Below are 12,999 nucleotides of genomic sequence, written 5' to 3'. Positions count from 1 at the left end.
GACAAGGTCAAACCGCCGACCCCGCCCCGCAGGCTCCCCAAGGCCATCTCGCTGGACGAGGTCGAACGGCTCCTGGCCGCGGCGGCCGGGCCGTCCGACGGCGACGCCCGCGGCCTGCGCGACCGCGCCCTGCTGGAGCTGCTGTACGGGTCGGGCGCCCGCATCTCCGAGGCCGTCGGCCTGGACGTCGACGACCTCGACCTGCGCGAGGGGTACGCCCGCGTCGCCGGCAAGGGCGGCAAGGCCCGCGTCGTCCCCATCGGCGACTACGCGCGCCAGGCCGTGGACGCCTACCTGGTGCGCGCCCGCCCCGAGCTGTCCCGCGCGGGACGCGGCGGCCCCGCTCTGTTCCTCAACGCGCGCGGCGGGCGGCTGTCCCGGCAGGGGGCGTGGATGGTGCTGCGCGCCGCCGCCGACCGGGCCGGGCTGACGGACGTCTCCCCGCACACGCTGCGCCACTCGTTCGCCACGCACCTGCTGGACGGGGGCGCCGACGTGCGGGTCGTCCAGGAATTGCTCGGACACGCCTCCGTGACGACCACACAGGTCTACACTCTGGTGACCGTCCAGCTGCTGCGGGAGGTCTACGCCACCTCGCACCCCCGCGCGCGCAGTTGACAAATCCCGACGATCGGCGCGCGTCGGCTTGAGACGCGGAGTGCGGGGGCCTAGAGTCCCCGTTCTGGATGGCATTTTCCGGCCACCGGGGAGGGATCTGGTGACCAGCACAAAAGGTGCGGAGGGGGTCCTCTCCTCCGCCACCATAGAGACCGACCCGAGCAGAGCCCTCGGGCCCACCCAGCGACCCGTGCCCGTCTTCGCGGAACCGGAGCCACTGGAGGAGCACGGGCCCGCGCGGATCGTCGCGATCTGCAACCAGAAGGGCGGCGTCGGCAAGACCACCACGACGATCAACCTGGGCGCCGCGCTCGCCGAGTACGGCCGCCGCGTCCTGCTCGTCGACTTCGACCCGCAGGGCGCCCTCTCGGTCGGCCTGGGCAAGGGCGACCCGCGCCAGCTCGACGTCACGATCCACAACCTGCTGCTCGAAAAGGACACCGAGTGGGAGGACATCGTCATCGAGACCGGTGTCGACGGCATGGAGCTGCTCCCGAGCAACATCGACCTGTCGGGTGCCGAGGTGCAGCTCGTCCACGAGGTCGGCCGCGAGTACATCCTGCAGGCGGCGCTGAAGTCCGCCATTCCCCACTACGACTACATCCTCATCGACTGCCAGCCGTCGCTCGGCCTGCTGACCGTCAACGCGCTGGCCGCCAGCGAGGGCGTCCTGATCCCGCTGGAGTGCGAGTACTTCGCCATGCGCGGGGTCGCCCTGCTGATGGAGACCATCGACAAGGTGCAGGGCCGCATCAACCCCGAGCTGGTCATCGACGGCGTCCTCGGCACCATGTACGACTCGCGCACCCTGCACACCCGCGAGGTACTCGGACGCATCGTCGAGGCGTTCGGCGACAAGGTCTTCCACACCGTCATCAACCGCACGGTCCGGTTCCCGGACGCGACCGTCGCGGGGGAGCCGATCACCTACTTCGACCCCAACTCAATGGGCGCGAACGCCTACCGGGGCCTGGCACGCGAGGTACTCGAAAGGTGGGCTCAAGTCGGGTAAGCCCACCCGGCGTCGATGAGATCCTCCGCCCCACCGCCCGACCGGCAGGCGACGCCACGACTCCTAGATCACGGCGTACTTCTCCACCGACGAACTACTCGCCCTGGAGCAGCTTCGCCTCGCCCTGCGCGCCGAGCACGTCCCAAGCCGCCAACGACCCAACCGCCGCGATCGCATGCGAAGCCAGTTGCGGGCGAAGCGAGAACTTGATCACGCAGCGATCGCCGCAGTGCCGCTGCAATAGGTAGGTAGTTGCCTCAAGCGTCGACAACCTCAACGTTGCGATCGCGTGCGAAGCCAGGTTCGAGCGTGCGAGAACCTGATCGCGCAGCGAGCCCCTGGGCGAGTCGGAGCGATGCCAGCGATCGCCGCAGTGCCCGTTGAAGGAGGGCGTTCAACGCCCGACGCCGAGGGCACTGCCATAATGCAGGGTGAGCACAATGCCGCGGCAGGGGGAGGACGCGCCCGCCTCCGCTACCGTGAGCGACGTGGACGAGGCGTCGCCGGAGCGAGGGGCAGAGGAGGCCGGTGACGGCCAGGGGTTCCACGTTCATCTCGACAACTTCGACGGGCCCTTCGACCTGCTGCTCGGGCTGATCTCCAAGCACAAGCTCGACATCACCGAGGTGTCGCTGCACAAGGTCACCGACGACTTCATCGCGCACATCCGCTCGCACGGCACGGAGTGGGACCTCGACCAGGCCAGCCACTTCCTGCTGGTCGCGGCGACCCTGCTGGATCTCAAGGCGGCGCGGCTGCTGCCCTCCGGCGAGGTCGACGACGAGGAGGACCTCGCGCTGCTGGAGGCCCGCGACCTGCTGTTCGCCCGGCTCCTGCAGTACCGCGCGTACAAGGAGGTCGCGCAGGTGATCGCCGGGCGGATCGCCGAGCAGAACCGGCGGTTCCCGCGGATCGTGCCGATGGAGCCGAAGTTCGCCGACATGCTGCCGGAGGTGCTGCTCGGCCTCGGTCCCGAGGAGTTCGCGCGGCTCGCCGCCAAGGCCCTCGCGCCCAAGGCGCCGCCGTCGGTGTCGGTCGAGCACATGTACCAGCCGAAGGCGAGCGTCAAGGAGCAGGCCGCGCTCGTGGTGGAGCGGCTGCGCAGGCTCCGCAGGACGACCTTCCGCGTCCTCGCGTCCGATGCCGAGGGCACCTACGAGGTCGTCGCGCGGTTCCTGGCGCTGCTGGAGCTCTACCGCGAGCAGGCCGTCACGTTCGAGCAGCCGGAGCCCCTCGGTGAGCTGCACATCACCTGGACGGGCACCGACGAGGGCGACGTCGTGGTGGTCGACGACTATGAGAGCTCACGCGAGCCGCCGAAGGACCAGAACGTTCAGAAGGACGGGGGAGACGATGACTGACCGACCCGGCGCGGACCTGCCCCGGGAGGATCCGGACGAGCCCGGCGACACCGGCCCGGCGCTGCCCGGGCTGCGCGCCTCGATCGAGGCGATCCTGCTGGTGGTGGACGAGCCGGTCGCCGAGATCACCCTCGCGCAGCTGCTGGAGCGGCCGCGCGGCGAGGTCGGGGCGACCCTGCGCGAGCTGGCCGCGGAATACACCGAGCAGGGCCGGGGGTTCGACCTCAGGGAGGTCGCCGGCGGCTGGCGGTTCTACACCCGGGACGTCTGCGCCCCGGTGGTGGAGCGTTTCGTCACCGACGGCCAGCAGGCGCGGCTGACCCAGGCCGCGCTGGAGACGCTCGCCGTCGTCGCGTACCGGCAGCCGGTGAGCCGGGCGCGCGTGTCGGGGATCCGCGGCGTCAACAGCGACGGGGTCATGCGGACCCTGACGCTGCGCGGCCTGATCGAGGACGCCGGCCAGGAGCCGGAGTCGCAGGCGCACCTCTACCGCACGACCGGGTACTTCCTTGAGCGGCTGGGGTTGCGCGACCTCGACGAGCTGCCCGAGCTCGCCCCCTACCTGCCCGACGACCTGCCAGACGACATAGTTGAGGACACGTGACCGAGAAAGAGGGCGTACGGCTGCAGAAGGTCCTGGCCGAGGCCGGGATCGGCAGCCGCCGCCACTGCGAGGAGCTGATCGGCGAGGGCCGCGTCACCGTCGACGGGAAGAAGGTGTTCCGGTTCGGCGAGCGCGTCGACCCCCGGTACGCCGTCATCCATGTGGACGGGCGCCGGGTCGAGACCCGCGCCGAGATGCGGTACTACGCGATCAACAAGCCGCGCGGCGTGGTGAGCACGATGTCGGACGAGCGGGGCCGCAAGTCCCTCGCCGAGTACGTGGACGTGCCCGAGCGGCTGTTCCACGTCGGGCGGCTCGACACCGACACCGAGGGGCTGATCCTGCTCACCAATGACGGGGAGCTGTCGCATCGCCTCACCCACCCCAGCTTCGGGGTCTCCAAGACCTACCTGGCCGAGGTGCACGGGCCGATCCCGCGCGACCTCGGCAAGCGGCTGCGGGCCGGGGTGACGCTGGACGACGGCCCCGCCGCCGCCGACAAGTTCCGGATCTTCGACCAGGTCGGTCGGCGCGTGCTGGTGGAGATCACCCTGCACGAGGGGCGCAAGCACATCGTCCGGCGACTGCTGAACGAGGTCGGGTTCCCGGTGCAGCAGTTGGCCCGCATCGAGTTCGGGCCGATCAAGCTCGGCCAGCTGAAGCCGGGCACGATGCGGGCGCTGACCGTCAAGGAGATCGGCGAGCTGTACAAGGCCGTCGGCCTGTAGGGCCGGACGCGAGGAGGGACGACACAGTGGCGGTACGCGCGGTGCGTGGGGCGACCCAGATCGACGCCGACGACCGGGAGCAGATCCTGGAGGCGACGACGGAGCTGGTCAGCGAGGTGATGAGCCGCAACGGGCTGAGCACCGACGACGTGATCAGTGTGGTCTTCACGGTCACGCCGGATCTGACGGCGGAGTTCCCGGCGCTCGCCGCGCGCAAGCTCGGCTTCCACGACGTGCCGCTGCTGTGCGCGACCGAGATCGGCGTTCCGCGCGCCCTGCCCCGGGTGATCCGGTTGATGGCGCATATCGACACCGACCGTCCCCGTTCGGAGGTGCAGCACGTCTACCTGCGAGGGGCCGCCGCCCTCCGCTTGGATATCGCGCAGTAGCGCGGGATGGGTAGGGCGCAGTAGCGCGCAATGGGTGGGGTGCGGTAGCGCGCCGGGGTGCGTCACAGCGCGGCGGAGCAGGACGGGCGGACGCGCGGCGCCGCTAGGCTGGCGGCGTGAACGAGGACATGGAGGGCCGCCGCGTCGTCGTGGTCGGAACGGGGCTGATCGGCACCTCGATCGCCCTCGCCGTGCGCGAGCGCGGCGCCGAGGTGCTGCTCACCGACCGGGACCCGGCCGCGCTGGCCCAGGCCGTCGAGCTGGGCGCCGGCGAGCCGCTCCCGGACGGCGCGCTCCGGGAGCCCGCCGACCTCGCCGTGCTCGCGGTGCCGCCCGCCGCCGTGGCCGTCACCCTGCTGGACGCGCAGAAGCGCCGTCTGGCCACCACCTACACCGACGTGGCCAGCGTCAAGGCGCTGCCGCTGGCGCAGGCCGCCGGGCTCGGCTGCGACCTGTCGTCGTTCGTGGCGGGCCATCCGCTGGCGGGCAGCGAGCGGTCCGGTCCGGGCGCCGCCCGCGCCGACCTGTTCCTCGGCCGCCCGTGGGCGCTCTGCCCGCCCGCCGGTGCCGCGCCGGAGGCCGTCCAGGCCGTCACGGAGCTGGCGCGGGCCTGCGGTGCCATGCCCGTCGAGGTGGAGGCCGACGAGCACGACCGCGCGGTCGCCCTCGTCTCGCACGCCCCGCACGTGGTGTCGGCGGCGGTCGCCGCCCGTCTCACCGGCGCCGACGACGTCGCGCTGGGCCTGTCGGGCCAGGGCGTCCGGGACGTCACCCGGATCGCCGCCAGCGACCCCCGGCTGTGGGTCGGCATCCTGTCGGCCAACTCCGAGCCCGTCGCGGACGTGCTGGAGGCCGTCGCCACCGACCTCGCGGTCGCCGCGTCGCTGCTGCGCGACGGCAGCGACGAGGCCGCCACCCACGTCGCCGACCTGCTGCTGCGCGGGAACGCGGGCCGGTCCCGCATCCCCGGCAAGCACGGCGGCGACCAGCCCGCCTACGCCACGGTGCAGGTGGTCATCCCCGACCGTCCCGGCGAGCTCGCGATGATCTTCCAGGCGATCGGGATCTCCGGGGTCAACATCGAGGACGTGACGATCGAGCACTCGCAGGGCCGCCCGCTGGGCATCCTGGAGATCTCGGTCGTCCCCGAGGCGGCCGAGCGCCTGGCCGGCGAACTCCGCGCCCGGGGCTGGTCGGTGTCCGGCTGACCGACGACCGGAACGGAGCGCAGCGGAGTGGAGGGCGGCGGTCGGCCGTTCTTGTCGGGGGGCTGGGGGGCGTCCTCCAGGGAGGCGGAGTCGGGTCCGTGGATCTGCTGGGACGTTGTGGTGGTCGCGGGCCGGTAGCCTGATGCGTTGGGGCCTGTACGGGACGCGTACGCACCGTCGCCCGCTTCGCCCGCCGCGTGTGCCGGCGGGCGTTCTGCCGCGAAGGAAAGGGAGCGATCGTGCCGCTCGTCATCGCCATGGACGGCCCTTCCGGGTCCGGTAAGTCCAGCGCGTCCAAGGGCGTGGCCCGCGCGCTGGGGCTGCGCTACCTCGACACCGGCGCGATGTACCGCGCCATGACGTGGTGGATGCTGCGCAACGGCGTGCCCGTCGAGGACGGGGGAGCGGTCGCGGCGCGCGTCCTGGAGCCGGTGATCGTGTCCGGCTCCGACCCCGGCGCGCCCACGATCACCGTGGACGGGCAGGACGTGGCCGAGGAGATCCGCACCCGCGAGGTCACCAACGCGGTGAGCGCCGTCAGCTCCGTCCCGGCGGTCCGGGCGCGGCTGGTCGAGCTGCAGCGTGAGATCATCGGCTCGGGGGGGATCGTGGTGGAGGGACGCGACATCGGCACGGTCGTCGCGCCGGACGCCCGGGTCAAGGTGTACCTCACCGCCAGCGAGGAGGCGCGGGCCCAGCGCCGCGCCAGGGACCTGGCCGCCGACCCGGCCGCCTCGGTGGGCCGCACCCGGGACGAGCAGGCCCGGCGGGACCGGCTCGACTCCACCCGGAAGGCGTCGCCCCTGGCCAAGGCGGCGGACGCCCATGAGATCGACTCGACCGAGATGGGCCTCGGCGAGGTCATCGAGGCGGTCGTCCGCCTCGCCAAAGAGCATGAGTGAGCGGGCGCCCGCGCCCGTGGGGACGATGACAGTGAGCGAATACGAGATCGAAACGGTCGACGTCGTCGAGGACGTCGGCGAGGACGAGGGGCCCGCGCCGGTCGTGGCGGTGGTGGGGCGGCCGAACGTCGGCAAGTCCACCCTGGTCAACCGGATCCTCGGCCGCCGCGAGGCGGTCGTGGAGGACGTGCCGGGCGTGACCCGCGACCGGGTCGCCTACGACGCGACGTGGAGCGGGCGGCGGTTCACGGTGGTCGACACCGGCGGCTGGCTCCCGGACGCGTCCGGGCTGGCGGCGGCGATCGCCGAGCAGGCCCGGCTGGCCGTCGAGCTGGCCGACGTGGTGATGTTCGTGGTCGACGCGACCGTGGGCGCCACGGACGTGGACGAGGCCGTGGTGGAGATCCTGCGCGGGTCCGGCAAGCCGGTGGTGCTGGTCGCCAACAAGGTCGACGACATCGGCGCCGAGGCGGACGCGGCGGGGCTGTGGTCGCTGGGCATCGGCGAGCCGCACCCGGTCAGCGCCCTGCACGGGCGCGGCAGCGGCGACCTGCTCGACGCGGTGCTGGAGGCGCTGCCCCAGGAGGCGCCGGCCGAGACGTTCGGCGACACGGGCGGGCCGCGCCGCGTGGCGCTGCTGGGCCGTCCGAACGTCGGCAAGTCCAGCCTGCTGAACAAGCTGGCGGGGGAGAACCGGGCCGTGGTGGACGCGGTGGCCGGGACGACCCGCGACCCGGTCGACGAGATGATCGAGCTGGGCGGCAAGACCTGGCGGTTCATCGACACGGCCGGGATCAGGCGGCGGCACCGCGAGAACCAGGGCGCCGACTTCTACGCGACGCTGCGCACGCAGTCGGCGCTGGAGCGGGCCGAGGTCGCGGTCGTGCTGGTGGACGCCGACGAGCCGCTCGCCGAGCAGGACCTGCGGATCATCTCGATGGTGATCGACTCCGGGCGGGCCCTGGTCGTCGCCTACAACAAGTGGGACCTGCTGGACGAGGAGCGCCGCCACTACCTGGAGCGCGAGATCGACCGGCAGCTCCACAACGCGCGCTGGGCGCCGCGGGTCAACGTGTCCGCCAAGACCGGGCGGCACATGGAGAAGCTGGTGCCGGGCATCGAGACGGCGCTGGAGGGCTGGAGCACGCGCGTCCCGACGTCCAAGCTGAACCAGTTCTTCGCCGACCTGGTGAATTCCCATCCGCACCCGGTGCGGGGCGGCAAGCAGCCGCGCGTGCTGTTCGCGACGCAGGCGGGGGTGCGGCCGCCGCGGTTCGTGCTGTTCACCTCCGGGTTCCTGGAGGAGGGGTACCGGCGGTTCATCGAGCGGCGGCTGCGCGAGGAGTTCGGCTTCGCCGGGACGCCGCTCGACATCGCGATGAAGATCCGCGAGAAGCGCGGCAAGAGCAAGCGCTAGGGCACTGAATCCGCATCGGCCCGCCCGGACGTCTTCCCCGGGCGGGCCGCGGCATGTCAGGATGCCTCTTGCGGGCCGCCTGTAAGCTGACGCTTACTTGGTGCGCCGGCGGCGGATACATGTTCTCGTCCGGGAGACCGGTCTCCCGGACGTCCGGGCGCGGGTCGAGGGGTGCGACGTGAAGCTCTTGCTGCTCATCTCCTGTGCTGTCGTCTGCGTGGCGCTCAGCTTCGCCTGGCGGGAGCCGTGGATCGGCGGTGTCGGCCTGGTCATCGCCTTCATCGCCATGTTCACCGACCGCGACGACGTGCGGATCGACGACGAGAAGGGCGGCTACGAGACGACCAAGAGCGTCCGCAACATGCGCGGCCGCGACCGCTGACGGCCTCAGCGGTCGTGCCCTCCGTGCTCGCCCGCCACGCGCTGGTCGCCCGGCGGGAACGGCTGCGCAGGTCCGGGCTGCGCGGGCGGCGGGTTCTCCCGCGCGTACCGTCCGTACACCAGCGGCTGCGTCGTCCCGGACCCGCGGGGCTCCGCCTCGCCGTCGAGCGCGGCGGCCTCCCGCACGCCGACCACGGCGAAGCGGCCGAGCGCGAGCGCGGCGAAGAACACCACGAGAACGCCCAGCCCGGTGAACCCGGCCAGCTGCTCGGCGACGCGCCGCCCCTCCTGCGTCCCGAGCGGCGCGCCGACGCCCGGGACGTCCCATAGCGCGGCGACCGGGCCGCCGACCGCGAACCAGGCGCCGCCCAGCACGCCGAGCCACGCCCCGAACATCGCGAACGCGCGGTTGGCGCTGAAGAGCACGATCAGCCCCGACAGCACGACCGCCGCGGCGGGGGCGACGCTGAGCTGCAACCGGTCGGTGTCGTAGAACCAGGGGTCGTCGGGCGCGAAGCCGAAGTCCGCGTACGGGCCGGCGAAGGGCAGCAGGCCGCCCCACAGGCCGAGCAGCACCAGCAGCGTTCCGCTGAGGCCGCCGCGGGATCGCGGTACTCGCATGGTCCCAGCCATGATCAGTCCTCCTGACCGGGTGGCATGATTCTGTTTTGAGAAACCCTTTACCCGGAGGGGATCGCTCCAAGCACGGCGGAAGAGGGGAACGGCCGCATGGCGTCCGAGGTCGTGGTCGTGCACGCGCGGGAGGAGCCGCCGGACCGGTGGCGGGCCGCCGTCTTCCTGGCCGGGCCCACGCCCCGCTCGGACGACGTCGCGTCATGGCGGCCGGGCGCGGTCGCCGAGCTGCGCGGCCGCTGGCGGGGGGACGGGACGCTCGTGGTCTTCGTGCCCGAGGCCCGGGACCGGCGGTACGGCGACCACGCCGGCCAGGTCGAGTGGGAGGAGCGGTGCCTGCACCTGTCGGACGAGGTGCTCTTCTACGTGCCGCGCGAGCCCGCGACCATGCCCGCGTTCACCACCAACGTGGAGTGGGGGATGTGGCACGACAGCGGGCGGGTGGTGTTCGGCGCCCCGCCCGAGGCGCCCGGCAACCGCTACCTGCTGCACTACGCGGCCAAGTTCGGCGTCCCGGTGGCGGCGGACCTGCCGGGGACGGTCGCCGCCGCCCTCGAACGGATCGGGCCGGGCGCGTCCAGGACGGGCGGGGAGCGCGAGGTCCCGCTGCTGCTGTGGCGCGAGGAGCCGTTCCAGCGCTGGTACGCGGCGCAGCGCGGCGCCGGGAACGTCCTGCTCGGCGCGCGGGTCGTCTTCCGCTTCGACGTGTGCTGGGGCCTGCACGTCCGGGTGCGGGTGACGGCCGAGGGCCGCGTGAAGGACAACGAGATCGTGGTCGGGCGGCCGGACGTCTCCGTCGTCGTCCTCTACCGCGCGGGCGCGACGCTCGACGAGACCGAGGTGGTGCTCGTCCGGGAGTTCCGGAGCGCGGGCGCGGCGGCGGACGGGTTCGTCCACGAGCTGCCCGGCGGCTCCGGGACGGGCGGGCCGGCCCGGACGGCGCTGGACGAGGTGGCGGAGGAGACCGGGCTCGTCCTCGCGCCCGGACGGCTGCGCGAGCACGGGGCGCGGCAGGTGAACGCCACACTGACGGCGCACCGGGCGCACCTGTTCTCCGCCCGGGTCACGGCGGACGAGCTGGCGCGGCTGAACGGTTCGGGGCCGCACGGGCTGGCGGCCGACAGCGAGGTCACCCACGTGGAGGTCGCCGCGTTCGGCCGGATCAGGCGGGAGCGGCTCGTGGACTGGGCGACGCTCGGAATGATCGCCGAGGCCCTCGCGGACGGCGACGAGTAGACCGGCGGGTACGGGCCCGGCGGCAGGACCTCAAGCGTGGTCCAGGTCAACTGGCCGAGGCGGTGTCGACGGCGGCGGCGTCGGAGGCGCGGGCGTAGGCGTCCCGGACGAACGTGCCGAGCGCGGCGATCGAGGACCGCGACTCCGGCAGCAGCGGCCCGAACATCTGGAACACGTGGAGCTGCCGGTCCCACACCTGCAGCGTCACGGGGACGCCCGCCTCGGCCAGCCGCCGCGCCATGATCTCGGAGTCGCGGTAGAGCAGCTCGGTGGAGCCCGCCGTCAGCAGGACGGGCGGCAGCCCGGACAGGTCGGCCCGCACCGGGGAGACCGCCGGGTCGGCGAGGTCGAGATGGCCGAGGAACCCCTCGACCAGCCGCTCCAGCAGTGCGCCGGGGGCGGACGGGTCCAGCCTCATGTTCGCGTGCGCCAGCTTGCCGGTCAGGTCCATGTCGAACATCGGGGACAGCGCCGCGAGCGCGGCCGGCATCGGCAGCCCCTCGTCGCGGGCGCGCAGGGCGGTCGCGAACGTCAGGTACCCGCCCGCCGAGTCGCCCATGACGACGATGTCGCGGGGCGCGACGCCCCGCTCCTCCAGCAGCCACCGGTAGGCGGTGACGCAGTCCTCGACCTCCCGCTCGAACGGGACGGCCGGGATCATCCGGTAGTCCACCGAGAGCGCGGGCACCCCGGCCGCGGCGCTGAACCAGGCGACCATGCGCCGGTGCGTGTTGAGGCCGCACGAGACCCATCCGCCGCCGTGCAGGTAGAGGATCACCTTGTCGAGGCGCGGCGACGCGCCGGGGCCCCGGACCCATTCCGCGCCGAAGCCGTCGAAGGGCACCTTCTGTGTGCGGGTTCCGCGCGGCGGGCGCGTCCGCGCGGCGAGCCGGTCGAGCGCGGCGAGGCGCTTGAGCGCCGCGTCGTCCAGGGGCCGCGCCGCGAGCCTCGCCAGCCGGGGCCGCAGCAGGCGCCGCACGCCCGCCGAGACCGCCCGCGAGCGCAGGCTCGCCGTCGCATGCCGTTCGATCACCAGGGTGGCGGGCCGTCCGGGCGTCACGCGTCCTCCTCGCCTCGACGAAGTAAGTAGATGGTGACATCCGGGCGCGGCGGGGCGGAAGGCGCCCCCGGGCGACGGTCAGGGGCGCTTGCCGCATTTACAAGGGTGAGTTCCCATTTTGCCTCGCACATCTGGCGACGGTGGCGATTCCAGCTTGCATGTGCGAGCGGCTAGGCTTGCCTCGTGACGACGTTCAGGATCAGCGAGGCGGCCGCGTTGCTCGGGGTGAGCGCGGACACCGTCCGGCGCTGGGTGGACGGCGGGCGCCTCCCGGCCGAGCGGGACGAGCACGGCCACCGGAGGGTGCCGGGCGCCGAGCTGGCCGCGTTCGTGCGCGATCAGGCGCGCCGGAGCGGCGGCCAGGGCGGCGCATCCGGGTCCTCCGGAGGGTCCGGATCGTCCGACCAGGGCGAGCGGTTCTCCTCGGCGCGCAACCGGATGCGCGGGATCGTCACCGAGGTCCTCCGGGACGGGGTGATGGCCCAGGTGGAGATCCAGGCGGGCCCGTTCCGGGTGGTCTCGCTGATGAGCCGCGAGGCGGCGGACGAGCTCGGGCTGCGGGTCGGCGTGGTCGCCGAGGCCGTCGTGAAGTCCACGAACGTCGTCGTCGAAGTGTCCGAGCCGGGCTGACCCCGGCGTCCCCCTTGAGGAGAAACGTTGTCCAAGCGCGCTCCGGTGGCCGTCGTGTCCCTGCTGGTCGCGGTGCTGGCAGGGTGCGGCGACACCGGCGACGGCACATCGTCCGGCACGGGCGGTGGCGGCCGGACGCTGACGGTGTTCGCCGCCGCCTCCCTCACCGAGACGTTCACCTCCCTGGGCAAGACCTTCGAGGGCGCGCACCCCGGCGTGAAGGTCAGGTTCAACTTCGGCGGCAGCTCCGCGCTCGCGCGGCAGATCACGCAGGGCGCCCCCGTGGACGTGTTCGCCGCCGCCAGCCCCGCCACCATGAAGACGGTCGTCGACGCCGGCGACGCGGCCGGGGCGCCCCGCGTGTTCACCAAGAACCGCCTCGTCATCGCCGTCCCGAAGGACGATCCCGGCAAGGTGGGCGGGGTGCGCGACCTGTCCCGCCCCGGCCTCAAGATCGTCCTGTGCGCCGAGCAGGTGCCGTGCGGGGCGGCGGCGAAGAAGGCGCTGGACGCGGCCGGAGTCCGGGTCAGGCCGGTCTCGCGGGAGCAGGACGTGAAGGCCGTCCTCACCAAGGTGCGGCTGGGCGAGGCCGACGCCGGGCTCGTCTACCGCACCGACGCCAGGGCGGCGGCGCCACAGGTCAGGGGGATCGAGTTCGCCGAGGCGGCCACCGCGGTCAACGGCTATCCGATCGCCGAGGTCGCCAAGGCGCCGCAGGCCGCGCTGGCGAAGGAGTTCATCGGGCTGGTGCTCGGGGGACAGGGCAGGACCGTGCTGACCCAGGCGGGGTTCGAGGCACCGTGACCCCGTTCCGTCCGTG

At 73.0% G+C, this 12,999-nt stretch carries 15 protein-coding genes; 13 read left to right on the top strand and 2 right to left on the bottom strand.

Features of this window, described 5'->3' with window-relative positions:
• From E1298_RS18650 to E1298_RS18600, 10 genes are all read left to right on the top strand, one after another.
• Positions 1-618, top strand: a 618-nt coding sequence (locus tag E1298_RS18650) for a tyrosine-type recombinase/integrase (RefSeq protein WP_165975535.1), incomplete at its 5' end; no start/stop codon positions are given.
• Between the two features lie 145 nt (positions 619-763).
• Positions 764-1,630 (top strand): ParA family protein, encoded by an 867-nt coding sequence (locus E1298_RS18645; RefSeq protein WP_243725655.1) that lies wholly within the window; start codon positions 764-766, stop codon positions 1,628-1,630.
• Between the two features lie 440 nt (positions 1,631-2,070).
• Positions 2,071-2,991, top strand: coding sequence for a segregation and condensation protein A (locus E1298_RS18635; RefSeq protein ID WP_131894912.1), 921 nt, complete (start codon positions 2,071-2,073; stop codon positions 2,989-2,991).
• Entirely contained in the window at positions 2,984-3,595 is a 612-nt protein-coding gene (scpB, locus tag E1298_RS18630) for an SMC-Scp complex subunit ScpB (RefSeq protein ID WP_131894910.1), read from the top strand. The genes E1298_RS18635 and scpB overlap by 8 nt, the downstream gene beginning before the upstream one ends.
• A complete protein-coding gene (locus E1298_RS18625; RefSeq protein WP_131894908.1) occupies positions 3,592-4,323 on the top strand; it encodes a pseudouridine synthase in 732 nt (243 codons plus the stop codon). The genes scpB and E1298_RS18625 overlap by 4 nt, the downstream gene beginning before the upstream one ends.
• A gap of 26 nt (positions 4,324-4,349) precedes the next feature.
• Positions 4,350-4,712, top strand: coding sequence for a chorismate mutase (gene aroH, locus E1298_RS18620; RefSeq protein ID WP_131894906.1), 363 nt, complete (start codon positions 4,350-4,352; stop codon positions 4,710-4,712).
• Between the two features lie 128 nt (positions 4,713-4,840).
• Entirely contained in the window at positions 4,841-5,920 is a 1,080-nt protein-coding gene (locus E1298_RS18615) for a prephenate dehydrogenase (protein WP_131894918.1), read from the top strand.
• Positions 5,921-6,159: 239 nt separating this feature from the next.
• The gene (gene cmk, locus E1298_RS18610; RefSeq protein ID WP_243725654.1) at positions 6,160-6,822 is read left to right on the top strand and encodes a (d)CMP kinase; all 663 of its coding nucleotides are present in this window, start codon (positions 6,160-6,162) and stop codon (positions 6,820-6,822) included.
• Between the two features lie 25 nt (positions 6,823-6,847).
• The gene (gene der / locus E1298_RS18605; RefSeq protein WP_131894904.1) at positions 6,848-8,239 is read left to right on the top strand and encodes a ribosome biogenesis GTPase Der; all 1,392 of its coding nucleotides are present in this window, start codon (positions 6,848-6,850) and stop codon (positions 8,237-8,239) included.
• A 178-nt stretch (positions 8,240-8,417) separates the two neighbouring features.
• On the top strand, positions 8,418-8,621 hold the full coding sequence (locus E1298_RS18600; protein ID WP_131894902.1) for a hypothetical protein: 204 nt from the start codon (positions 8,418-8,420) through the stop codon (positions 8,619-8,621).
• Positions 8,622-8,626: 5 nt separating this feature from the next.
• Here the strand turns inward: E1298_RS18600 and E1298_RS18595 are convergent, their stop codons facing one another.
• Positions 8,627-9,253, bottom strand: coding sequence for a hypothetical protein (locus tag E1298_RS18595; protein WP_131894900.1), 627 nt, complete (start codon positions 9,251-9,253; stop codon positions 8,627-8,629).
• A 96-nt stretch (positions 9,254-9,349) separates the two neighbouring features.
• Here E1298_RS18595 and E1298_RS49520 point away from each other — a divergent pair, with 96 nt between their 5' ends.
• Positions 9,350-10,489, top strand: coding sequence for a nucleoside 2-deoxyribosyltransferase domain-containing protein (locus E1298_RS49520; protein WP_207944708.1), 1,140 nt, complete (start codon positions 9,350-9,352; stop codon positions 10,487-10,489).
• 46 nt (positions 10,490-10,535) lie between these two features.
• Here E1298_RS49520 and E1298_RS18585 read toward each other — a convergent pair whose 3' ends face one another.
• Positions 10,536-11,549 carry an alpha/beta hydrolase gene (locus E1298_RS18585; protein ID WP_131894898.1) on the bottom strand — a complete coding sequence of 338 codons (1,014 nt, stop codon included), beginning with the start codon at positions 11,547-11,549 and terminating at the stop codon, positions 10,536-10,538.
• Positions 11,550-11,732: 183 nt separating this feature from the next.
• Here E1298_RS18585 and E1298_RS18580 point away from each other — a divergent pair, with 183 nt between their 5' ends.
• A complete protein-coding gene (locus tag E1298_RS18580) occupies positions 11,733-12,179 on the top strand; it encodes a TOBE domain-containing protein (RefSeq protein ID WP_131894896.1) in 447 nt (148 codons plus the stop codon).
• Positions 12,180-12,206: 27 nt separating this feature from the next.
• Positions 12,207-12,983, top strand: coding sequence for a molybdate ABC transporter substrate-binding protein (gene modA, locus E1298_RS18575; RefSeq protein WP_131894894.1), 777 nt, complete (start codon positions 12,207-12,209; stop codon positions 12,981-12,983).
• Positions 12,984-12,999 lie beyond the last annotated feature (16 nt).

Origin of the sequence: Actinomadura rubrisoli, from assembly GCF_004349215.1 — a bacterium.
Classification (GTDB): domain Bacteria; phylum Actinomycetota; class Actinomycetes; order Streptosporangiales; family Streptosporangiaceae; genus Spirillospora; species Spirillospora rubrisoli.
Note: the sequence above shows the minus strand (reverse complement) of the source record. Positions and strands in the feature narration are given on the sequence as shown.

Bases quoted from the DNA above. Each gene is read 5' to 3' on its own strand.
- E1298_RS18635 (WP_131894912.1), top strand. From the start codon at position 2,071: ATGCCGCGGCAGGGGGAGGACGCGCCCGCCTCCGCTACCGTGAGCGAC.
- scpB (WP_131894910.1), top strand. From the start codon at position 2,984: ATGACTGACCGACCCGGCGCGGACCTGCCCCGGGAGGATCCGGACGAG.
- E1298_RS18615 (WP_131894918.1), top strand. From the start codon at position 4,841: ATGGAGGGCCGCCGCGTCGTCGTGGTCGGAACGGGGCTGATCGGCACC.
- der (WP_131894904.1), top strand. From the start codon at position 6,848: ATGACAGTGAGCGAATACGAGATCGAAACGGTCGACGTCGTCGAGGAC.
- E1298_RS18595 (WP_131894900.1), bottom strand. From the start codon at position 9,253: ATGGCTGGGACCATGCGAGTACCGCGATCCCGCGGCGGCCTCAGCGGA.
- E1298_RS49520 (WP_207944708.1), top strand. From the start codon at position 9,350: ATGGCGTCCGAGGTCGTGGTCGTGCACGCGCGGGAGGAGCCGCCGGAC.